The 21,451-nt window shown below is 41.8% G+C and carries 18 protein-coding genes, 2 rRNA genes and 1 pseudogene; 14 read left to right on the top strand and 7 right to left on the bottom strand.

All coding sequences use genetic code 11. The features are described from left to right. Positions 1-271 (top strand): 23S ribosomal RNA (locus tag VQ048_RS10675); the annotation flags it as partial. Positions 272-394: 123 nt separating this feature from the next. After that, positions 395-502: ribosomal RNA gene (gene rrf / locus VQ048_RS10670) — 5S ribosomal RNA — on the top strand. Positions 503-968: 466 nt separating this feature from the next. Here the strand turns inward: rrf and VQ048_RS10665 are convergent. From VQ048_RS10665 to VQ048_RS10655, 3 genes are all read right to left on the bottom strand, one after another. After that, positions 969-1,688, bottom strand: coding sequence for a DNA-binding domain-containing protein (locus tag VQ048_RS10665; protein WP_327611677.1), 720 nt, complete (start codon positions 1,686-1,688; stop codon positions 969-971). A 95-nt stretch (positions 1,689-1,783) separates the two neighbouring features. After that, a complete protein-coding gene (locus tag VQ048_RS10660) occupies positions 1,784-3,799 on the bottom strand; it encodes a hypothetical protein (protein WP_327611676.1) in 2,016 nt (671 codons plus the stop codon). A 34-nt stretch (positions 3,800-3,833) separates the two neighbouring features. Beyond that, positions 3,834-4,511 carry a phage tail-like protein gene (locus VQ048_RS10655; RefSeq protein WP_327611675.1) on the bottom strand — a complete coding sequence of 226 codons (678 nt, stop codon included), beginning with the start codon at positions 4,509-4,511 and terminating at the stop codon, positions 3,834-3,836. Between the two features lie 938 nt (positions 4,512-5,449). Between VQ048_RS10655 and VQ048_RS10650 the strand changes: the two genes are divergently transcribed. After that, positions 5,450-6,298 (top strand): GLPGLI family protein, encoded by an 849-nt coding sequence (locus tag VQ048_RS10650; protein WP_327611674.1) that lies wholly within the window; start codon positions 5,450-5,452, stop codon positions 6,296-6,298. A 75-nt stretch (positions 6,299-6,373) separates the two neighbouring features. On the opposite strand, the gene VQ048_RS10645 is transcribed toward VQ048_RS10650, so the two are convergent. The 4 genes and pseudogenes from VQ048_RS10645 to lptB all read right to left on the bottom strand — a co-directional run. Continuing rightward, positions 6,374-7,459 carry a baeRF3 domain-containing protein gene (locus VQ048_RS10645; RefSeq protein WP_327611673.1) on the bottom strand — a complete coding sequence of 362 codons (1,086 nt, stop codon included), beginning with the start codon at positions 7,457-7,459 and terminating at the stop codon, positions 6,374-6,376. An 87-nt stretch (positions 7,460-7,546) separates the two neighbouring features. Beyond that, on the bottom strand, positions 7,547-8,776 hold the full coding sequence (gene nhaA, locus VQ048_RS10640) for a Na+/H+ antiporter NhaA (RefSeq protein WP_327611672.1): 1,230 nt from the start codon (positions 8,774-8,776) through the stop codon (positions 7,547-7,549). Between the two features lie 76 nt (positions 8,777-8,852). Further along, positions 8,853-9,245 carry a hypothetical protein gene (locus VQ048_RS10635; RefSeq protein ID WP_327611671.1) on the bottom strand — a complete coding sequence of 131 codons (393 nt, stop codon included), beginning with the start codon at positions 9,243-9,245 and terminating at the stop codon, positions 8,853-8,855. 496 nt (positions 9,246-9,741) lie between these two features. Further along, positions 9,742-10,467 (bottom strand): annotated as a pseudogene (gene lptB, locus VQ048_RS10630) (LPS export ABC transporter ATP-binding protein); the annotation flags it as partial. Between the two features lie 115 nt (positions 10,468-10,582). On the opposite strand from lptB, the gene VQ048_RS10625 reads away from it, so the two are divergent. From VQ048_RS10625 to VQ048_RS10575, 11 genes are all read left to right on the top strand, one after another. After that, positions 10,583-10,870 (top strand): TM2 domain-containing protein, encoded by a 288-nt coding sequence (locus VQ048_RS10625; RefSeq protein ID WP_327611670.1) that lies wholly within the window; start codon positions 10,583-10,585, stop codon positions 10,868-10,870. Positions 10,871-10,968: 98 nt separating this feature from the next. Next, positions 10,969-12,081 carry a peptide chain release factor 2 gene (gene prfB / locus VQ048_RS10620; protein ID WP_327611669.1) on the top strand — a complete coding sequence of 371 codons (1,113 nt, stop codon included), beginning with the start codon at positions 10,969-10,971 and terminating at the stop codon, positions 12,079-12,081. Between the two features lie 98 nt (positions 12,082-12,179). Then, positions 12,180-12,857 carry a DedA family protein gene (locus tag VQ048_RS10615; protein ID WP_327611668.1) on the top strand — a complete coding sequence of 226 codons (678 nt, stop codon included), beginning with the start codon at positions 12,180-12,182 and terminating at the stop codon, positions 12,855-12,857. 402 nt (positions 12,858-13,259) lie between these two features. Then, entirely contained in the window at positions 13,260-13,616 is a 357-nt protein-coding gene (locus VQ048_RS10610; RefSeq protein WP_327611667.1) for an arsenate reductase family protein, read from the top strand. A 33-nt stretch (positions 13,617-13,649) separates the two neighbouring features. Then, positions 13,650-14,162: an isopentenyl-diphosphate Delta-isomerase gene (gene idi, locus VQ048_RS10605; RefSeq protein WP_327611666.1), complete on the top strand. Its 513-nt coding sequence runs from the start codon at positions 13,650-13,652 to the stop codon at positions 14,160-14,162. Between the two features lie 80 nt (positions 14,163-14,242). Next, positions 14,243-15,319, top strand: a complete 1,077-nt coding sequence (gene gcvT / locus VQ048_RS10600; protein WP_327611665.1) for a glycine cleavage system aminomethyltransferase GcvT — start codon at positions 14,243-14,245, stop codon at positions 15,317-15,319. Between the two features lie 252 nt (positions 15,320-15,571). Beyond that, positions 15,572-17,350: a 30S ribosomal protein S1 gene (rpsA, locus tag VQ048_RS10595; protein WP_327611664.1), complete on the top strand. Its 1,779-nt coding sequence runs from the start codon at positions 15,572-15,574 to the stop codon at positions 17,348-17,350. A 156-nt stretch (positions 17,351-17,506) separates the two neighbouring features. After that, positions 17,507-17,776 (top strand): 30S ribosomal protein S15, encoded by a 270-nt coding sequence (gene rpsO, locus VQ048_RS10590; protein WP_327611663.1) that lies wholly within the window; start codon positions 17,507-17,509, stop codon positions 17,774-17,776. A gap of 128 nt (positions 17,777-17,904) precedes the next feature. Next, positions 17,905-19,293, top strand: a complete 1,389-nt coding sequence (gene mnmE, locus VQ048_RS10585; RefSeq protein ID WP_327611662.1) for a tRNA uridine-5-carboxymethylaminomethyl(34) synthesis GTPase MnmE — start codon at positions 17,905-17,907, stop codon at positions 19,291-19,293. 161 nt (positions 19,294-19,454) lie between these two features. Then, positions 19,455-20,588 carry a tyrosine-type recombinase/integrase gene (locus tag VQ048_RS10580; protein ID WP_327611661.1) on the top strand — a complete coding sequence of 378 codons (1,134 nt, stop codon included), beginning with the start codon at positions 19,455-19,457 and terminating at the stop codon, positions 20,586-20,588. A 6-nt stretch (positions 20,589-20,594) separates the two neighbouring features. After that, the gene (locus VQ048_RS10575; RefSeq protein WP_327611660.1) at positions 20,595-21,392 is read left to right on the top strand and encodes a hypothetical protein; all 798 of its coding nucleotides are present in this window, start codon (positions 20,595-20,597) and stop codon (positions 21,390-21,392) included. Positions 21,393-21,451 lie beyond the last annotated feature (59 nt).

The following is a 21,451-nucleotide window of genomic DNA, read 5'->3' as shown; positions in this document are numbered from 1 at the left end:
TCTATTGCGGGCGTTAGATGTTTGAGAGGGCTTGAATCTAGTACGAGAGGACCGATTTGAACAAACCTCTGGTGTATCTGTTGTGCCGCCAGGCGCACCGCAGAGTAGCTACGTTTGGTAAGGATAAGCACTGAAAGCATATAAGTGCGAAACCTGCCTCAAGATGAGACATCTTTTAAGGGTCGTGGGAGATGACCACGTTGATAGGCTACAGGTGTAAAGTTGGTAACAGCATAGCCGAGTAGTACTAATTACCCGTAGATTTATAGCCTATTTTCGGGCACTCTTTGAGTGAGAGGTTTGCTCTTTGTGAAGGTTTTTATCGCTAAAAACTTTTTTTAGGTATAGGGAGTTTAAGACTTTTTAGGACTTAAGAGAGTGATTATACAGCCTTTAGGGTGGTTTTAGCGGTGGGGCTCACCTGTTCCCATTCCGAACACAGAAGTTAAGCCCACCAGCGCCGATGGTACTGCGAAAGCGGGAGAGTAGGTCACCGCCAGTTTTTATTTTGGAATCCTCAACTACATTCGTAGTTGGGGATTTTTTTTTGGATTAGAGGTCGAGTATTCTCTACCATATATAATAACCGACCTAAGGAAACGGAGGCGTTAAGAAAATGGGGCGTCCATTCGTTAAAATTTCCAGTGCTTTATTTGGCAACGTCCAGTCACCGTCTAAAGCGGCACACCGTTGCCGTCTAAAGTAAGACACGGCACCAAAACGGTAATAATAGACCTCATGGTTGCCTCATTTGCCGACAAAGCTATGACCATCCCTCCCGCTCCGCTTCGTAGTGTGATATGACTTTAGAATGTTGTAAACTATGACTTGCCAATGTCGGGTGGTTCTACCTTACCGTGTCGGAGGCTCCGACCTATTGGACAGGTTTGTTTTTGTGCTATTAGAATAATAATGCCCACCGCTATATTATAGTGGTGGGCATTGGTTATTGGGGTTGAATAAGACGGTTACCCGATCACTACAGGCGTGGATAACGTCTCCGTTCTCGGGTCTTTAAGCAGAGCATTACCGCTACTTCTCTGCGTAGTAATACTTAGCTCATAGTTTCCTGCCTCCAAATCCGAAGGCACAAGAATAAGCACCCTTGACGGCTCGTTAAGCACAATATGCTCGGCTGAGAGTTTCACTTCTTGCTGATTGTCTAGGTTTTTGAAAACAATGCCGTTCTTAGGATTGTCGCCGTCTATTTTAATGTAAGTGCCTTTGATTTCGGCATTTTTACCTTTGGTGAGGGTACCGTCTGCTTTGCCTGTGGCTTTATCGGTAATGCTGAACACGCTCATTGGGCTGGATTGCTCGCCGAGGATTTCTACCTTGGTGTCGGCTACCGCTTTTCTAAGGTCTAAACCTTGGTTTACATTCACATAAACGGAGTGCCTCTCCTTATCCCAAGTCTTGTCATAAAACACACCTTTGATGGCAGGACGCATATACACCAGCCCTGTATTTACACTATACCCGTTGAGTACCAATTCTGAGGCTTTGCGGTTAAAACGAGTGATAATATCTATTGCGGTTTCGGTTTTTATCTCCATCCCCTCTTTTTTGAGGGCATTTATGATTTCTGTAATGCCGAGGCTGCCACCTAAGAGGGGCACCGCGACAAAATCGTTCGGGTCGTCTTTGGTGAGGAGGTTGGGACGCAACCATGCTTTTAGAGTGTTCATAATGTATAAAGTTTTGATGTTAGTGTTAGATGTTTGCAATACTTTGTAAAGTATAAAAAAGCCCCATTGCGATACCGTCATGGGGAAAGGTTAAACTACTTTACTAATAAGGCTTCTAGCTTATGCAAGCGAGCTTCTAACTCTGCTATTTTAGCATCTTTCGCTTTTAAGGCCTTGTCTTGCTCTATACTATGCAGATAGAGTTCTTCTATCTTCTCCACATTAGTCAATTGAGTTTCCATAAGGTCTATATAACCTTGCTTTTTGATTTCTGCGGCGGACTTATACCCTGGCAGATGCCCGTTAGCTTTTACAAAGTTTTCTACTTGGCTTAGCGTTTTAAAACTATAATCTGCTTTAATACTAGAAGTACCTGTATAATATTTTTGGAATACATAATCTGGGAAGATACTTGCTCCGTTAGTGCCTATAAAAGACGTGGCTTTTACTTTACCTGCGACTTCTAATTTTTCTACTGGAGCCGTAACTCCTATCCCCATTTTTCCTTCTAAGTAGCTGGTTTTATTTAATCCATTAATATAAAACCCATAATAGTTTACAATCTTACTAGAGGCTATTTGAGCATCTTTTGCAAAATAATCGTAATAATTTGTAATACTTCCCGTAAATGAATTATCTTCTAGTAAATTATCAGATACAAAACCATAGTAATTTGCGATATTCGTACTTACCGATGTTGCTTCTGCTTTTCTAATAATCCCTGTTTGTACCCCTATCATTTCGGAAACAGATGGTGTTTCTTGTAACATATGTAAAATTTTAGCTCCTCTCACTAAACTTAAATTTGACGAATTATTCAGTTGCGTACTGAAATGCCCACCTATAACCTCATTTGAAGTGGTATTGCCTTTTATTTCGGTATGACCAGAAACCCCTCTCATCTCTTCAATAACAATACTTGAGTTACCCACAGAATAAAAATCTCCTCCGAACAATCTACTTACATTAGTTGTCTGCTCTGTATAAGTATTGGCTGCTCCTCTAACTCCTATTGAATTAGTGGTATTACCTCCCATAACATCAGCATAAAAACGACCTCCAACCATATTATTTATTGTACCTCCATTTTTGACATTTACTCCTCCTCTAACCGCTTCCCCAAAAGTTACCACGGCATTATCTTCGGTAGTAGAAGCAAAATACCCTGCAGCAGAAAATTTTGAGTTACCCGCTCCACCTCTAACTGCCGTTGAAGAAATACCTCTAATAAATTCTATATCAGCAGAAACTTGACCTCCAACCAAAGTATGAAAAGCTTTACCTCTAACATAGTATAGGGGTTGGGTAATATTATCATTTACATTTATAGACTCGGAAGAAGACTGATACAACTTTTTGTTACCCTGTGCATTATTTACATGATTTGCCTCTACAAAAGCACTACTAGAGTTAAAAGTATATCCTGCTATCCCTAAATTGTCATGGTCAATCTCAATATTAGTGGTAGGTAAAGATTTACTGCTTTGATACTTTGCATTAAGCAAATAACCTCTGGGATTAGCAGAGAAAAGGGGTAATCCCTCTGAATTTGTTAATGTTGTCCAATCAACTCCTCCTTGGTTTATATAGGTTTTACCATTATCCAAAATTTCAAATGCATTAGAGGGAGTATTTTCCTTAGCTCTTTTAGCATAAATAGCATCAGAACCATTATGTAACCATTCTTGCCCTTCTTGGCTAACACTATCGCTTAACCTTACCCATTTCCCTTCGGAAACCGTTTGGTTGGTAGCTCCATTAGGATTAGAGAAATAGTAAAAACCTGGGGTTACATCTACTACTTTACCTTGGGTATTAGCGTCTGAACCTGTTTTTCCTATAGCAGTATTATAAACTACTACCCCATCAAACCCCGATAATGTTACCTCATCGGTAACCACCTTTAAATCAAATTTAAACTGTGTTAAATCGGTTTTAGGAAAACCTAACAATTTTCCTTTAGAAACATCTGCTTGACTCTGAAAATTACTTGCATCGAGGAAATAATTGGTCTTAAACAAGTTTTTAGAAATTTCTCCATGAGATAGTACTTGAGCTTGAGCTATTGAGCAAGTCCCTAATGCTAGTGCCAATATTGTTATTTTTTTCATTTTGTCTATTTTTTTAAGGTTAATAAAATGATAATTAGTTTCTACCTCCTATAAGATACCATTTAGTTCCATCAGACCAAACCATTTGAGCTGAACTTGCCGTAATAGATGATGTTTCTGATGGGAAATCTACTCCATTAGTTCCAGTATAAACTAGTGTTCCACCCGTAGAATTTTTAAAGTGAATAATTGCACCTTTATGTGCACTAGGTGCAGGGAGTTTTAATGCTCCTGCATCTACTGTAAACTCATAGAAATCGGCTAAACCTATTTCTTCTCCTCCAGCAACGCCTCCTTTTTTTGTCCACTCATAACTGGCAGATACCGTTTGCCCCAATCTTGCGGTAAACTCTTTAGTTGTAGAAGCAGCTCCTACTTTTACCCACTTGGTAGTGGTTTTATCAAAGTAGTAAAACCCTTTACCACTGTAATTAGATGTAGTACCTGTAGCATTAGCTGCCCCAGAACCAATGAATAATAAAGTACCATCTTCTAGCCCTGCACCCATATTTTCAGCTCTCTCGGCACTTACATTTGGGATTAAAATCCCCTCTTTGGTATTTCCACTTTTGTTAGCATCAGATATTTGAATCTCCAATGTTGCATTAGGAGTAGTGGTATTAATCCCTACTTTACCATTGTACTGTCCGTAGGCAGAAAACCCCAATCCTAAAAAAGCTAAAACGCCGAATTTAATTGTTCCTTTTTTCATTTTTTTTTGTTTAGTGGTTAATATTTATGAAATCATTATTGTGAAAAGCATCGGAAACGGACAAGAATGGTGTTAGGTGTTGGCTGGTTATGAAGACAACCATCCTGTGTCCGTATTCTCGATGCATTTTTTCTGTGGCTTGATTGTTTTACGATTTTGCCTCCATCGGATCGGGTTGGGCGGTAAAAAACCGTATTTATAGTTGTTTCAAATTTTTTCGCAAGAAAGCCGGAAAGCCATGAGGCGACCTTCCGGCGGCTAAAAGCCCCGATACACTTAAACTTTAACTTATGAAAACAAAGAAGGGCTTTTAGCTTGGGATTTAGCGTTAAAAATGATTTTTTCGAAAAAGGAAAAAGAATAACGGCCAAAACGACCATAAAGGCAGAAACCAAAAAAGCGTTGTTTTGAGAAATAAGATTCCTCAAAACAACGCCTAAAACCAAAGCCGTAAAAAAATAAAGTAAGCTTGGTTTTTCCGAAAAATTTTTGTAAGCTACGCGTACCTGCGCGCTTTTATAAAGCCTTAGGGGACGTAAGTGGTGTGTGTGTGTGTGTGTGTGTGTGTGTGTTTACACGATTATCCGAAACCACCAAATTTTTCGGTTGTTTTTTTTCGTTTTTTCGGATGTGATTGGGTCCCAAAAGCATAACGAGCCAAATGTAGAAAACTATGAGGACATGCACAAGTTTTTTACCCTGATTTATTTCAATTTTCAGCTTCAAAAAAAACAAAAATCACAAAAAACCTTAGATTTCATTGGGTTTGTCGTAATAAAAAGCGGTTAAAAACGGCTGAAGACGGAGAATTAAAAATAGTTTTTCGTATTAATTGAAATGTTTTATCTTTAACAGGTCTTTTTCGGAAGACAAAAAAGAATTTAATAATGGCGTGGACCAAACGAAGAAAAAAACTAGAATGAAGACTTAAATAAAACATGAGGACTAAAAAAATGATTTTATCCGTCCTATTCCTTAATTTAGGGATGATGGTTTGGGCACAGACCAATCGGTTTATCTATCAACTTACCCGGCAGGTGGGCAATGGGCCCCAGAAGGACTTAATGGTATTAGATGTAAATCCGAAAGAAGTTAAGTTTTATGACCTTAAATTTTTGGAAAGTGATTCGTTGTCAAAAAAAACGCCGGGGCACGTTTTCAGAACCGTTTCGTCTACGAAGCAAGTGCTGAAGAGGGATAAAAATCAACACACACATCTTAATTTTTTCACTAACAATGACAGCGATTATTTTGTCATTCCTTCTTCGGATGCTATGGACTGGGAGGTAACGTCGGTAACTAAAAAAAGCCCTGAAAATCTTATCCTTCAAAAGGCTCGAACGCACTTCGGAGGTCGGGATTGGGAAGCTTGGTTTGCTAAAGAAATTCCGGTGATGGAAGGCCCCTATAAATTTAACGGCCTGCCCGGGCTGATTTATGAAATCTATGATACAGAGCAGAAGTTTCACTATGTTTTGGTAAAGAATAAAGTCTTGGGCGAAACCTACGCCACCGAAAACTTTTTAGAAACTTACTATGATAAAACGCCCCTGAAAATCAATCACGAGCAATGGGTAAAACTGATGTTGAATGATTATCAGGATCCGGTAGCTTATCTGACGAGGATTTTGAAAAATGGAGGTTCCATTAATATCAATGGGGAGGATATTCATTCGATTTCCCAATTGGATCAGAAAAGAAAAATGATGCAGGAGTCGATTATAAAACATTATCTTCCCATCGAATTGGATAAAGCCATTCCTTACCCCGATAAACCATCGAAATAGTTTTTGATGATAGAGCGACAAGCAAAGTCGCCCCGCTGAAAGCGGGGCGACTTTTTTAGATGGGTCAAACAAAGTTTAGTACCTTGTTTTCAGTACAATCGAACCCAAATCGGTGATTTCTTCTTGTGCGGTGAAATGAACGCGTCCTTTTTTGGACAAAACTTCCCATGCAATGGTGCTTACAATGTCGTCCAAAACGCCGGGAGCCTTAGCGTCTTCCGCGTATTGGAAAGAGCGGTCGTCAATCATTTTTACGGGTTGTTCGTAGTCTTGGTGGACGATCAAAAGCTCTCCTCTTCCGTCGATGGCCGCTTGATAGATTTCCTGCAGGTCGGTAAGGACTTGGGCTTTGGAGATTGCCTCCTTCATTTCGCCGATGGCTTCTGTACGTTGTTCGCTTTGTTTTTGTTTGATGATTTCCCATGCTTGTGCGGCGATGTGGTGGTCGGCGCGGGCGTGGTAGTCTTTATCGTCATGCCCCACATAAATTTGAGGTTGGGAAGCCACTTTCATTAGATGGTCGTAGTTGTCCCGGGTAGAGAGCACCACAACGTTTAGGGCTTCGTCTTGCTCGCGAAGGTAGTTCACCAAAGCTTTGTCGATTGTTCGGTAATGTTCTTGGATTTGGCTGTCAACGTATTCGGCATCGCTTTTCCGGATGTTGAAGTCGATTTTGTTCGGATTTTCACCGAAAGGAAACACATGGTTTTGCACTTCTTCGATAACGCTGTCGTTTAAGGCCCGATGAAGGTGTGTTCCGTCTTGTGCCAAACGCAGAATCAGGTATTCTTCGCTTCGGTTCAAGGCTTTAATCAGGTATCTTACGGCAAATGTTTCGTCCACCTGAGCCAAATTTTCACGTACCGGCCAAGTGGTTTTCACTACCTCTTCCTCGTCTTTGGAGATGAAGATATGAAGGCTTTCCAAATTGTGGTTGTGGTCGATTTTGCTTTCGATGTTTTCCAGTTTTTCGAGCACTTCTGCCGCTTCGCGCTTTCCGAATTCTTCCTCCACTCTTTGGGCGGCTTCTTTCACTAGGTTTTTCAATACGATTTCATCTTGTTGGTTTTCCGGGTGGGAACGATGCGTATTGAGCGAAATGGTAACAGAAGGGTTACTCTTTTGATTTGCTAATCGTTGCAATAAATCTCTTAGTGCCATAATATTGTGATTTTAAGGTTAAAAATTAAATGTTCAAATTTAAAAAGCTAATCCATCGGATTTTTAGGTCTTAAATGCAACGCTGCCTTAGAGCTTGGAGGTTTGCTTTTGCATTTTGGACGATTGGCTTTCTTCGACTTCTTCGGTCAGTTCGGGATGCTTTACGGCTACGGTTTTGGAGAGTGTAAAGTAAAGCAACAGGAACCCGATGCTACCCGCAATCAAAGAGGCTACAAGTACGGCGATTTTGGATTCGTTTATCAGGATTTCGGAGTCGTAGGCCAAAATCGAAACGAAAATGGACATGGTAAAACCGATACCGGCCAGAAAACTCACGCCTAAAATATTTTTCCAAGAAAGATCACTCGGTAGTTTACAAAAACCAATGGCTACACCCAATCCGGCCAAAGCCATGATGCCAATGGGCTTGCCTAAAACCAGTCCCAGGATAATCCCCAAGGCATTGGGAGAGGCTAAATCCCGATACCATTCCGCAGCGATGGGAATGCAGGTATTGGCTATTGCGAAAAGGGGAAGAATCAGAAAGGCTACCGGTTTGTGAATGGCATGTTCTAAACGGTAGGAGAGGCTTTGTTTTCCTCCGTCACCGAATGGAATGGCAAAGGCCAAAAGCACTCCTGTGATGGTGGCATGAACGCCCGAGTTCAGCATGAAGTACCACATGGCAGCTCCTCCGATGAGATAAGGCCATAGGTGGTGGATTTTCATACGGTTCATCACGAGCAGAACGGCAAAAATGGACAGCGAAATCATCAGGTTAATCCAAGATAAATCGCCTGTATAGAACACGGCAATGATGAGAATGGCTCCCAAATCGTCGATGACGGCCAAGGCTGTAAGGAAAATTTTCATTGTGGCGGGTACTCGGTTGCCGAGCAAGGACAATACTCCGATGGCAAACGCAATATCGGTGGCCATGGGAATTCCCGCACCGGACTGCGTCGGACTGCCGTAGTTGAAAAACAAGAAAATGGCCGCCGGAACCATGAGTCCGCCGATGGCCCCCATGACCGGGAGCGAGGCGTTTTGAAGGTTAGAAAGCTCCCCTTTGTAGATTTCTCTTTCGAGTTCGAGACCGATGAGAAGGAAGAAAATCGCCATTAGCCCGTCGTTAATCCAGTGGACGATGCTGTGGCTGCCGACGTAGGTGTTCCAAAAGCCGATGTATTGTTCGCCCCATGCCGAATTGGCCAGAAGCAGAGATAATAAGGTTACGAAAATCAGCAGGATACCGCCGGCTTTCTCACTGTTGAAAAAAGCTTTGAAGGTATCGGTTAATTGTAGATTTGCATTCATGTTAAAAAATTAAAACAAATAATTTTACGGTTTATGCTTCCGAAAATCGTAAGTTTCGAGTTTTGAAAAGCCGTATTTATTTCTTTCTTAGTTCAAGAACTTGAACTCGGTTTGATCCGTCCGTAGATTTCCAAACCTGGCGTTTTTTTCGGTCTTCGACGACGATCCATACTTTAGAGAATTCTGAAGCCTCTTGCGAGTGCAGAGTTACCTTATGAGGGGAGGCTTCCCAGCGAAACGGAATCCGATCCCAGGTGGAGTTTCCCAATAAAGTGTACTGAAGGTCTTTTTCCCCGGTATAATCCCGATGGAAACGAAGGGTGCCCGCATGGCGGAGCGAAGCCGTTGGTTGGCCGTGCGCTTTGCTCTCGTAACGCTCCACTTCCCAAGTGCCTACCAAACGATGGCGGCAGGATACCGATGATAATAAGATCCAAGAAAATAACGACAATACCAAAATCCTCTTCATAAAAATTTAAAAATGGGTGTTGTATTTTGATTTTAAACACATCTTAAAAACTTTTGCCGAGGCGAAAGCTTTTCCACAAAAATAAATTTCTAAAGGGATTCGGGCCTTATACAAATTCCGTTAATCTTTACAGTATATCAACCCAGGGGGTTCTAACCGCTTAGGCTTCAAATAAATGGGTTCCGGTGTACGTCAGTTTGCCGACCGGGCGCTCTTTTGCTGCGCTTGTCAGTGCTTCGGTAGAAAGCACGGGGCTAAGAGGTCGTTTTAGGAAAACGAAACTGTTGTATTGGGTTTTATCCACCACGTTTTTGAAGATATGGTCGATTTCGGAATTGGCCAAAGAAGCGAAGCTGATGTCCTCGAATCCATGGAAGAGCCTTAGATCTTGTTCTCCCGCAAAATACGTATCCACTTCGAATTGGAGTTCGGCGCGGCTGTCAAAATTACCGGCCCAAATGCAATACGCAAAGGTTTTCCTCCGGGGTTTATCGTCAATGCTTTGGTAAACGAAATTCTCGCCCAAATAGGCTTCCCGTACCTGAGGGTCGTTGGCTAAATCCTCGGGCAGGCCTTCCTTTAGGATGCGTCCTTCAAACATGATGTAGGTTTTGTGGGTAATGGCAAGGGTTTGCTGGACGTTGTGGTCGGTAATTAGGATTCCGATGTTTTTTTTGGTCAGGCTTCTCACAATTTTTTGGATGTCTTCTACGGCGATGGGGTCGACCCCGGCAAAAGGCTCATCCAAGAGAATAAAATTGGGGCTGGTGGCAAGGCATCGGGCGATTTCGGTTCGGCGGCGTTCTCCTCCGGAAAGCAAGTCGCCACGGTTACGCCGAACGTGTTCTAAAGAAAATTCTTCGATTAACTCGTCGCATTTTAACCTTTGTTCTTTTTTGGACAGCTTGGTCAGTTGTAAAACGCTCATCAAATTTTCTTCCACGCTTAATTTACGGAAAACGGAGGCCTCTTGAGCCAAATAGCCAATGCCTTTTTGGGCCCGTCGGTACATGGCGTCCTGCGTGATGTCTTGGTTGTCCAAGAATATTCGGCCCGATGTGGGACGAACCAACCCTACAATCATGTAGAAAGAGGTGGTTTTTCCTGCTCCGTTGGGGCCTAAGAGGCCTACAATCTCCCCTTGGGCGACTTCTACTGAAACGCCTTTTACTACCTTTTTGGGTCCGTATTCTTTAATTAAGTTTTCCCCGCGTAAAATCATAAAAGCAAAGATAAGTATTCGGAACGAATTATTTGGATTAAAAAAAACATCATTGGGGTAACATTAGCCCGGTATTTGCTACCAATTGGGTAGAACATTAAAAAAATAAGATTTTATGGAAACTTACGGTTATCAATCGCCTAATCCTGCACCACAACCGAATCGGCCTTACCGCAGCGAAAAAAAGATTGCGGCAGCCCTTTTAGGATTATTTTTGGGAACTTTTGCGGGGAACAAATGGGTTTTGGGGTATCAGAAAGAGGCGCTTCTTCAGATTGCGTTTAATATACTGACTTGCGGGCTGGCGACCGTTATTCCTTTTATCGAAGGGATTATTTACCTTACGATGGACGACGAAACCTTCGATCGGACCTACGTTAAGAACAAGAAATCTTGGTTTTAGGCTTGGGCTTTGATGCCGGCTTTTGGGGAGGGGATATGGGCGGATAGGCTTTCGAAAAATTGTTTTTATCCGTTTTTCTAAATGCTTACTTTTGCAGCATGATAAATGCCGATCAACTGAAAGACGTTCAATCCCGCATAGAGGATTTGCATAAGTACCTCCAAATCGAAAAGAAGAAAATCGAAATAGCCAACGACGACGAGAAAACGGCGGCTCCGGAATTTTGGGATAACCCTAAAACGGCGGAAGCTTTTTTGAGACAGTTGCGCTCCAAAAAGAAATGGGTGGAGGCTTATGAGGAAATCCATTCGGGGCATGAGGATTTGCAGGTGCTTATGGAATTTGCTAAGGAAGATCCCGACAGCGAGCGGGAGTCGGAAGCGCATTTTGCCTTGTTGGTGGAAAAAATTGAGGATTTGGAATTCCGAAATATGCTTTCCAATGAGGGGGACGAACTCTCGGCGGTTTTGCAGATTACGGCGGGAGCGGGCGGAACGGAAAGTTGCGATTGGGCCAGCATGCTGATGCGGATGTACACCATGTGGGCGGAAAAGCAGGGCTATAAAATTCGGGAATTGAATTTTCAAGAGGGCGATGTGGCCGGGGTGAAAACCGTAACGCTGGAAATTGAGGGAGAATACGCTTTCGGTTATCTGAAAGGGGAAAATGGCGTCCACCGTTTGGTTCGGATTTCGCCTTTCGATTCCAATGCTAAGCGGCATACCAGCTTTGTTTCGGTGTACGTTTATCCTTTGGTGGATGACACCATCGAAATCCACATCAACCCTGCCGATATTACTTTCGAAACGATGAGAGCGTCGGGAGCGGGAGGGCAGAATGTTAACAAGGTGGAAACCGCCGTGCGGCTTCGCCACGCCCCCACAGGCATTATTATTGAAAACTCGGAGTCGCGTTCCCAGCTTCAGAATAAGGAGAAGGCGATGCAGCTCCTTAAATCCCGTCTCTACGAAATGGAATTGGAAGAGCGGATGAAAGCCCGTAACGAAATCGAAGCCAATAAAATGAAAATCGAGTGGGGCAGCCAAATCCGCAATTACGTGATGCATCCCTACAAGTTGGTGAAAGATGTGCGAAGCGGGCACGAGACCTCGGATGTCGATGCCGTGATGAACGGTCATCTTACACCGTTTCTCAAGGCATTCCTTATGGCGGATGGTACAGCGGTAAGCGAGGAGGATATGGACTTGTAAGGAAATGGGGTTCTTCCGCGGTTTTTTCTGTTAAAAAGTCTTAATAATTTTCGGAAAGCGGGCTTTTTCTCTTACTTTTGTGACAAACACGAGTCACTATGGATCATTTTGAAAACTGGAAAAACCTGGTTAACCCGGAATTTTATATTAGACTGGGGGGCTTTTGGCTGGTTATATTCATTATTTTTGCGGAAACGGGGCTTTTCGTCGGTTTTTTTCTGCCCGGTGACAGCTTGCTCTTTATTTCGGGGATTTATTCCGTGGAGATGGTAACCAATACGTTCGGAACGACGGGAAGTGGTTTTGGGGATACGACCATTGTGGCTGGCAGCATTGCTTTGGCGGCGATTATAGGGAATGAGTTGGGGTATTGGATCGGGCATAAGACAGGACCGGCATTCTATGAAAAGAAGGATTCGTTTTTTTTCAAAAAGAAATACCTGTATCAGGCAACGGAGTTTTTTGAGAAACATGGCAGTTTGGCTATCATCGTGGCTCGTTTTTTGCCGATTGTCCGCACGTTTGTGCCGATTGTGGCGGGAATAGTAGGGATGAGTAAAAAACGTTTCTTACTGGATAACGTGATAGGGGCACTGCTTTGGTCGTTTTCTTTGGTTTTTGCGGGGCATTATCTCGACCGTTTTTTCCTTGACCAATTTAAAATCGATCTAAAGGCGCATTTGGAGAGCATTATTTTGGTTTTGGTTCTGGTAACGACTCTTCCCGTAATTTTGAAACTCATCTTCGGTAAATCGAAGGCACCGGAGCAGGATTAAAGCGGGGTGTTTGGATGTCGCCGAGTTTTCACATCATAGCCGATTTCTGAAAATTATCTGTTTATGAGGAAAAGCAATACGATAAAGAGGGAAGGTTATTATACAGCAGAAAATACGATGATCCCGTAGAAGAAATTATTGTCCCTCGAACCGTTGTTGATTGGTCAAGCCGGTTTTTTTGCATTATAAATTAACTTTTTACGACTGTGGTATCTGTAGAAACGGAAAGAAAAGAGGCTTGAAACCTTTGGGGCGGGCGTGACGGCTTTCTGTTTTTTTTGTTTTTAATTTGGAGTGGGGATTTATTTTCTTCCGAGAAATTGAGTGGTATTTTTCGGGAGAGAAGAAAGACTTTTGGGGCGGATGAAAATAGGGCTTATCTTTGTCCGAAAAGAAATAAAAATGAAAAAAGTATATTATTTAAAGACTTGCTCCACCAATAAAAAAATCATGAGCGGGAAAGACTTGTCCGATTGGATGCTGAGGGAGCTTAAGTCTTTGCCGATAACCGAAGAGGAATTGGAGGTGCTTTATGCCCATACGGGATCGTATGAAGCACTTTTTAGCAAGAAGTCCACTCAGATTAAGCAGCGGGGGATTGACTTGAAATCTTTGAAGGAGGAGGATTTTCGCCGTTTGATTTTGGAGCATTATAGTTTTTTAAAACGGCCCGTGTTTGTGACCGATCGGGAGTGTTTTGTGGGGAATGATAAGGGGGCTTTGGAGCGGCTGGATCGTTACTTTGATTCCGAATCGTAGGCTATATCCATTAAAAAATGTATTTTTGTGGGTATGGAGGAACACGTGGTTTTAGTAACGGAAAAGGACGAGGTGCTTGGTTTGATGGAAAAGATGCCGGCGCATCAGAACGGGGTGCTTCACCGGGCGTTCTCTGTATTTTTATTTGACGCGAGCGATCGGATGCTGCTGCAGCGCAGGGCGCAAGGAAAGTACCATTCGCCGGGAAAGTGGACCAATGCGGTTTGCTCCCATCCTCGGAGTGAAGAATCGTATCTTCAGGCGGCTCATCGCCGTTTGGAGGAAGAGTTGGGCATTTCGACGGCTTTGGAGGAGAAGTTTCACTTTATATATAAGGCGGACGTGGGCGGAGGTCTTTGGGAGCACGAGCTGGATCATGTGTTTGTCGGGCGGTATGAAGGGGAATTTCGATTGAATGCCGAGGAGGTTTCCGAAGTGCGTTACGTGACGATGGAGGCCTTGGAGGAGGAAATTAGAACCTATCCTGATCGTTTTACCGAATGGTTTAAAATTATTTGGGAACAGTATAAAATTCATTTGGCTTAAGAGGGGGAGTGTTAGAGGTGAAGGCAAATGAGTCGGGTAAACATTGAAAATAGAAAAATCAAATTAATTTAAAAGTAAATATGAACAGAACCGCATTGTATGCCAAGCATGTATCCCTTGGCGCGAAAATGGTGCCATTTGCAGGATTTGAAATGCCCGTGCAATATTCGGGGCTTACGGAGGAGCATTTTGCCGTTCGCGAGCGTGTAGGATTATTCGATGTGTCTCACATGGGGCAGTTTTTTATCGAAGGGGAAGGGGCGTTGGAACTCTTACAGAAAGTTACGACGAATAACGTGGCGGCCTTGGTTGATGGCCAGGCACAATATTCTTGTCTTCCGAACGAAGAAGGGGGTATTGTGGATGACCTTATTGTCTATAAAATGAATGATACAAAGTACTTTGTGGTGGTTAATGCTTCCAACATTGCTAAGGATTGGGCGCACATCAGCCGACATAACACCTTTGGAGCGACGATGACTAATGTTTCGGATCAAACTTCGCTTATTGCGGTACAGGGGCCTAAGGCGCTGGAGACTTTGCAGAAATTGACCGATACGGATTTGGGGGCTATTCCTTATTATCATTTTGCGGTGGGGACGCTTTGCGGTATTCCGGAGGTGATTATTTCCAATACGGGGTATACGGGAAGCGGCGGTTTTGAGGTGTATTTTGCAAACGAGCATGCAGAGAAAATTTGGGATGCGCTTACGGCGGCGGGAGAAGAGTTCGGCGTACTGCCTTGTGGCTTGGGAGCGAGGGATACGTTGCGTTTGGAGAAAGGATTTTGTCTTTACGGTAATGACATTGACGATACGACCTCTCCTATTGAAGCCGGATTGGGCTGGATTACCAAGTTTGATAAATCCTTCATTTCCAAGGAAAAATTCCAACAGCAGAAAGAGGAAGGGGTAACCCGTAAGCTGGTGGCTTTCGAGATGCAGGAGAAGGCGATCCCTCGGCACGATTATCCCGTGGTGGATGCTCAAGGCGAGTGCATTGGTCGGGTAACTTCGGGTACGATGAGCCCTATGAAAAAGGTTGGTATCGGTTTGGCTTATGTGGATCGTCCTCATTTTAAACTGGGGTCAGAGATTTTCATCCAAATCCGAAATAAGTCCGTTCCTGCAAAAGTGGTGAAACTTCCTTTTGTTTAAGACTTTTTTAGATTTTAAATAAGGCATTGCATTTCCTTTTTGGGGAGTGCAATGTTTTTTTTGAGAGGGAAATTTCAAAAAGAGTAAAAATCGAAGGGGATTTTCTTCATCGTAACGAAAAAAAACGTAATTTTGCAGCGCTTTTTTGCGGGGTAATCTGAGAAAGCAAGGCTTTAATTTTTAACATCTTCCGTATTTCCTGTCCGCAAAACCATCAGATTATAGGAGAGAAGGAATACAAATTTTATTTTTATGTCTGAATACAAAGACGAGGTTCTTATGAACCAAAACGTAGCACCTGAACAGTTTGACTGGGATTCTTTCGAGTCCGGATTGGATGCTGATGCAAGAAAAGAAAAGAGCGATCTTGAGGAAATCTACAAAGGTTCCCTAAGCGATCTTGAAGACAACGATGTGTTGGTTGGTAAAGTCGTAAGACTTACCGATAAAGAAGCCATCGTAGACATCAACTTCAAATCTGAAGGTGTGATTTCTCTTAACGAATTCCGTTACAAACCCGATTTGTCCGTAGGTGATGAAGTGGAAGTAATGGTAGACCGTAGAGAAGACAAAACCGGGCAGCTTCAGCTTTCCCACAAAAAAGCCAGAACGCTTAAGGCTTGGGATAAGGTGAACGAGCTTCACGAAACAGGTGAAGTGGTTAACGGTTTTGTAAAATCGAGAACAAAAGGAGGTATGATTGTGGACGTACACGGTATCGAAGCGTTCTTGCCAGGTTCTCAAATCGATGTGAAGCCGATTAAAGATTACGATCAGTACGTTGGTAAAACCATGGAGTTCAAAGTGGTTAAAATCAACCCTGAGTTCAAAAACGTGGTGGTGTCTCACAAGGCACTTATCGAGGCGGATATCGAGGATCAGAAAAAAGAAATCATTGCGCAATTGGAGAAAGGTCAGGTTCTTGAAGGAACCGTTAAGAACATCACTTCTTACGGGGTATTCATCGACCTTGGTGGCGTAGACGGTTTGATCCACATTACGGATCTTTCTTGGTCTCGTGTGAACCATCCTTCCGAAGTTTTGGAGGACGGTCAAACCGTGAAAGTGGTTATCTTGGATTTCGACGACGAGAAGACCAGAATCCAGTTGGGTATGAAGCAATTGGAACCGCACCCATGGGATGCGCTTTCAGCGGATCTTAAAGTTGGAGACCGTGTGAAAGGTAAAGTGGTTGTATTGGCTGACTACGGAGCGTTTGTAGAAATTGCTCCAGGAGTGGAAGGCTTGATCCACGTTTCTGAAATGTCTTGGTCTACTCACTTGAGAAGCGCAGGCGATTTCGTGAAAGTAGGGGATGAAGTAGAAGCAGAAGTATTGACGTTGGATCGCGAAGAGAGAAAGATTTCTCTTGGTATGAAACAACTATCCAAAGATCCTTGGGAAAATATCGAATCCAAATACCCTGTAAGCTCTCAGCACGTGGGTACGGTGAGAAACTTCACTAACTTTGGAGTGTTTGTAGAGTTAGAGGAAGGTATCGACGGGTTGATTTACATCTCCGACCTTTCTTGGACGAAAAAAATCAAGCATCCTAGCGAATTCTGCAACGTAGGCGATAAATTGGACGTAGTGGTATTGGAATTGGATACCGCAGCAAGAAGATTGTCTTTGGGGCACAAACAATTGCAGGAAAACCCTTGGGATAAGTTTGAGGATAAATATGCGGAAGGTACCGTACACAGCGGGGTAGCTACCGATGTATTTGACAAAGGAGCTCAGGTTCAGTTTGAAGATGCGGAAGTGGAAGCTTTCTGTCCTGCAAGACTTCTTGAAAAAGAAGACGGAAGCAAGATTAAGAAAGGGGAAACGGCAGATTTCAAAGTGATTGAATTCAACAAGGAGTTTAAGCGCGTAGTGGTTTCTCACACCGGTCTTTTCAGAGAAGAAGAGAGAAGAAACGTGAAGGAAGCAACATCTAAAGCGGCGGCTTCTTCAGGAGAAGAAAAAACGACGCTTGGCGATATCGACGCTCTTGCAGAGTTGAAAAAGAAAATGGAAGGAGGAAACTAATGGATTCCGACCGTTTTTGAGATAGAGTTCCGCCTCCAAGGAGGCGGAACTTTTTTATTATGAAATCATAGTAAATTTTCTTCAGACTATTGTGGGGGTTGCAAAAAAGTTCTATCTTTGCCGCTCGTTACATAATAATCATTAAATAATATTGGCATGTACTTGACAAAAGAAAAAAAATCAGAAATCTTCGCTAAGCACGGAGGTAAAGCAGAAAACACTGGTTCTGCAGAAGGACAAATTGCTTTGTTTACTTACAGAATCAACCACCTGACCGGTCACCTTAGAAAAAACCACAAAGACTATGCTACGGAAAGAGCTTTGGTGAAATTGGTAGGAAAGAGAAAACGATTGTTGGATTATCTTAAAAATAAAGATATCGAAAGATACAGAGCGATTATCGCAGAATTAGGATTGAGAAAATAATCCGATCGTACAAAATGGAAAGCCACTTCTTTATGAAGTGGCTTTTTTTAGGAAGATAAGATAGACGAAGGTTGGGCTGGGGCAGGAGTCCCATTTTTTTATGCTCTAAAAAGCGTTATTTTTGCAATATGAATCAGGATACCATTTGTGCGCTTGCCACGGCCAACGGCGTGGGGGCTTTGGGCCTCATCCGGCTTTCGGGAAAAGAGGCGTTGGAGGTGATTAACCGTTGTTTTAGAGGGAAAGATCTGACCCGTGTGCCTTCGCATACCGTTCATTACGGTTTTTTGATTGATGGGGACGAGCCGATTGATGAGGTGATGGTCTCTGTATTTCATGCCCCGAAAACGTTTACTACGGAACATTCGGCGGAAATCACTTTTCATGGTTCGCCGCATATCGGAAAGCGGATTTTGGAGGTGTTGACCCAAAACGGAGCACGAATGGCTAAGGCGGGAGAGTTCACGATGCGGGCGTTTATGAATGGCCGTCTGGATTTGGCTCAGGCGGAATCCATTGCGGATTTGATTGCCAGCGAAAACGAGGCTTCGCGAAAGGTGGCTTTAAACCAACTAAAAGGAGGAATTTCGGCGGAAATTTCAGCTTTGAGAGGGGATTTGCTCAATTTTACGGCTTTGGTGGAATTAGAGTTGGATTTTGCAGAAGAGGACGTGGAGTTTGCAGACCGAACGGCGTTGAATATACTTTTGGATAAAATCGAAGAAAAGCTCAAAGCCCTGATGGAGAGTTTCCGTTATGGCAATGCGGTGAAAAACGGCGTGCAAGTAGCGATTATCGGTAAACCCAATGCGGGTAAATCCACTTTGCTCAATGCGCTGCTGAAGGAGGAAAGGGCAATTGTGTCGGATATTGCAGGAACCACTAGAGACACTATTGAAGAAGTCCTTCACATTAAAGGCAATGCCTTTCGTTTTATCGACACGGCGGGGCTTCGGGAGACCACGGATGCCATTGAAGAAATCGGCGTGAAAAAAGCCAAAGACAAAATTGCCACAGCGCAAGTGCTGCTTTATTTGTATGATGCACTTAGCTCTTCTCCTCAGGAAGTGGTTGATTTTGTTAAGGAAGTGTGGCGGGAAGATTTGGAAATAATTCTGCTTCAAAATAAAATAGATCTACCCGGGGCGCAAACCGGCTCATTTATGGCAGAGATAAAGGCGCAGCTGGTGCCTCAATACACCCGAACCCTTATCGGAATATCGGCTAAAGACGAAACCAACGTGGAAATTTTGAAAAATGAGCTTTCGGCTTATGTCGAGCAAATGAAGAGCGGTGAGGGTAATGCGGTGATTACCAATCAGCGGCACTATGAGGCTTTGAAAAAATCGTTGGATTCGGTTTTTCGGGTAAAGGAAGCTATTGAGCAGAGTTTTCATACTGAAATTTTGGCTTACGAACTGCGTTATGCTTTAGAGCATCTCGGCGAAATTTCGGGAGAGTTTACTAATGATGAGGTTTTGGGGCATATCTTTTCAAAGTTCTGTATCGGAAAGTAAAGTAGTAAAACAAAGGAAATTAAAAAATAAATAAAAGCAAGTATATAAAGGGTTTAAGGTACTGTAATGCAATTTTAGTTTCTTTTAATTTCCTTTTTTATTTACATTTTTACGGCTAATTTACATTTTATTTCTATTTTTGTGTAAATAATGTAAATAAAATGAAAATTTCCTTACGCAAAAGACTTTCCAAAAAAACAGGTAAAATAACCTTGTATTTAGAATTGTATAAAGGGTACTCTAAACTACCTAATGGAAAAATAAAGCATAATAGAGATTATGAGTATTTAGACTACTTTCTTTACGACAAGCCTAAAAATCCAGCAGAAAAACAACATAATAAGGAAAACTTAAAATCGGCAGAGGCGGTTAAGGCTCAAAGGGTGTTAGAAATTCAAAACGGTACTTACGGGTTTAACAACACTCATAAATTGAATACTAATTTTATTGAATACTTTAAGAAACTAACAGAAGAACGTTTTAAGAGTAAAGGTAATTACGGTAACTGGGATAGTACTTTAAAGCATTTATTAAACTATACAAGTGCTACAACAACATTTAAGGATATAACGCCAGAGTTTTGTGAGGGCTTTAAAGATTACCTTTTGAATGAGGTAAAAACAAAAACTGGTAAGAATTTATCTAAAAGTTCTTCTTCTTCTTACCTCAACAAATTTAAAGCGGCTTTAAACCAAGCATTTGATGATAAAATAATTAACGAAAATCCAGCCAAAAGAGTAAAGAGTATTAAACCAGATGAGAATGAGAGGGAATATTTAACCCAGCAAGAACTGGAGGCACTTATGGAAGCAGAATGCAGATACGATGTTTTGAAGAATGCGTTTTTATTTAGTTGTTTTACTGGGTTACGTTGGTCTGATGTAAATAAATTGACGTGGGGTAAGATACAGGAGTTTGAGGGCGGTTACAGAGTTCAATTTAAACAACAAAAAACTAAAGGCGTTGAATATTTGGATATACCTAATAATGCTTTACAATATATTGGAGAAAAAGGCAATCCAGAAGAAAGGGTATTTGTAGGGTTAAGATACAGTTCTTATATGAATGTGGCACTTGCTCAATGGGTTTTAAGAGCAGGAATAACTAAACATATTACTTTTCATTGTGCAAGGCATACCTACGCTACTTTTATGCTTACCAAAGGGGTTGATATTTATACAGTTTCAAAAATGTTAGGTCATAGAGAATTAAAGACAACTCAAATTTATACTAAAGTGATTGACCAGAAGAAAAGAGATGCAGTTAATATTTTTGATGAGGCGTTTAAAAAGTAATAAAGTATGAATAAGAATTTTAACCTTATTAAGCCATTGCAAAAAAGGGTTAATGAAATAAAGGAAAGTTTTTACCCTCAACAACTTTTATGTGCTGGAGATGAGAAAATGATTTACGGAACATTTGAAAAGTCTTTTGAGAACTTTAGTAAACAATCTTTAAGAAGCGGCATAAGAGCAAATGAAACAGATTTTTTTAAAAGTTCATTAGTTGAGTTAGAACAAATAGAAGATGCGGTTTTACAGTTAGAAAAAGAGATTGATACCGAAGAAAGTAACTGCATTCATTTTCACGCTATTTTTAGTATTATCCACAATACAAAACAGGAAGCAAATGAATGGATTAAATTCTTTGAAGATACTGAAAAACATACACCTCCTAAACCCAGAAAAATAAAATCAAAACTTACTTATAAATGGCTGATAGATGAGGTTAAGTTATACGATTTCAAAAGATTTCTTATAAAGAATGAATTGATAGATGAAGTTATTAGTTTTCAAAACTTCAAACTCATTTTTACAGAAACCTCAATTACGGAACTTAAAGAGCCTATTGTTTGGAAAAACGAAGTGGCTACTCAACTTATTTATCTAATAAAGGAATTGCAGGTTGCTGATATTATTGCAAACAAAAGAAAAACTTTTGACTATGTTCAACTTTACCAATGTTTTATAAAAAACAATGGAGTTAGATTTACAGAAAAATCAAAATCCTTAAAAAACAATATTGATATTAAGGTAGATTCTGAATTCTTGAATTCAACTTATAAATGCAACTTTTTGGGTGCGGATAATAAGCAATAAAAACATTTATTTTTCAGAGAGGAAAGAGAGACAATGTCCCCCTTTCTCTCACTCTGAAT

The sequence above is a fragment of the Bergeyella anatis genome (assembly GCF_036016955.1).
GTDB lineage: Bacteria > Bacteroidota > Bacteroidia > Flavobacteriales > Weeksellaceae > JAYWXI01.
The sequence above is the reverse complement of the archived record's forward strand: the minus strand, read 5'-3'. Positions and strand labels throughout refer to the sequence as shown.

What these genes read in the sequence shown, in the direction of transcription:
- VQ048_RS10665 (WP_327611677.1), bottom strand. Translation starts at nt 1,688, where the DNA reads ATGAACACTCTAAAAGCATGGTTGCGTCCCAACCTCCTCACCAAAGAC.
- VQ048_RS10660 (WP_327611676.1), bottom strand. Translation starts at nt 3,799, where the DNA reads ATGAAAAAAATAACAATATTGGCACTAGCATTAGGGACTTGCTCAATA.
- VQ048_RS10655 (WP_327611675.1), bottom strand. Translation starts at nt 4,511, where the DNA reads ATGAAAAAAGGAACAATTAAATTCGGCGTTTTAGCTTTTTTAGGATTG.
- VQ048_RS10650 (WP_327611674.1), top strand. Translation starts at nt 5,450, where the DNA reads ATGAGGACTAAAAAAATGATTTTATCCGTCCTATTCCTTAATTTAGGG.
- VQ048_RS10645 (WP_327611673.1), bottom strand. Translation starts at nt 7,459, where the DNA reads ATGGCACTAAGAGATTTATTGCAACGATTAGCAAATCAAAAGAGTAAC.
- nhaA (WP_327611672.1), bottom strand. Translation starts at nt 8,776, where the DNA reads ATGAATGCAAATCTACAATTAACCGATACCTTCAAAGCTTTTTTCAAC.
- VQ048_RS10635 (WP_327611671.1), bottom strand. Translation starts at nt 9,245, where the DNA reads ATGAAGAGGATTTTGGTATTGTCGTTATTTTCTTGGATCTTATTATCA.
- VQ048_RS10625 (WP_327611670.1), top strand. Translation starts at nt 10,583, where the DNA reads ATGGAAACTTACGGTTATCAATCGCCTAATCCTGCACCACAACCGAAT.
- prfB (WP_327611669.1), top strand. Translation starts at nt 10,969, where the DNA reads ATGATAAATGCCGATCAACTGAAAGACGTTCAATCCCGCATAGAGGAT.
- VQ048_RS10615 (WP_327611668.1), top strand. Translation starts at nt 12,180, where the DNA reads ATGGATCATTTTGAAAACTGGAAAAACCTGGTTAACCCGGAATTTTAT.
- VQ048_RS10610 (WP_327611667.1), top strand. Translation starts at nt 13,260, where the DNA reads ATGAAAAAAGTATATTATTTAAAGACTTGCTCCACCAATAAAAAAATC.
- idi (WP_327611666.1), top strand. Translation starts at nt 13,650, where the DNA reads ATGGAGGAACACGTGGTTTTAGTAACGGAAAAGGACGAGGTGCTTGGT.
- gcvT (WP_327611665.1), top strand. Translation starts at nt 14,243, where the DNA reads ATGAACAGAACCGCATTGTATGCCAAGCATGTATCCCTTGGCGCGAAA.
- rpsA (WP_327611664.1), top strand. Translation starts at nt 15,572, where the DNA reads ATGTCTGAATACAAAGACGAGGTTCTTATGAACCAAAACGTAGCACCT.
- rpsO (WP_327611663.1), top strand. Translation starts at nt 17,507, where the DNA reads ATGTACTTGACAAAAGAAAAAAAATCAGAAATCTTCGCTAAGCACGGA.
- mnmE (WP_327611662.1), top strand. Translation starts at nt 17,905, where the DNA reads ATGAATCAGGATACCATTTGTGCGCTTGCCACGGCCAACGGCGTGGGG.
- VQ048_RS10580 (WP_327611661.1), top strand. Translation starts at nt 19,455, where the DNA reads ATGAAAATTTCCTTACGCAAAAGACTTTCCAAAAAAACAGGTAAAATA.
- VQ048_RS10575 (WP_327611660.1), top strand. Translation starts at nt 20,595, where the DNA reads ATGAATAAGAATTTTAACCTTATTAAGCCATTGCAAAAAAGGGTTAAT.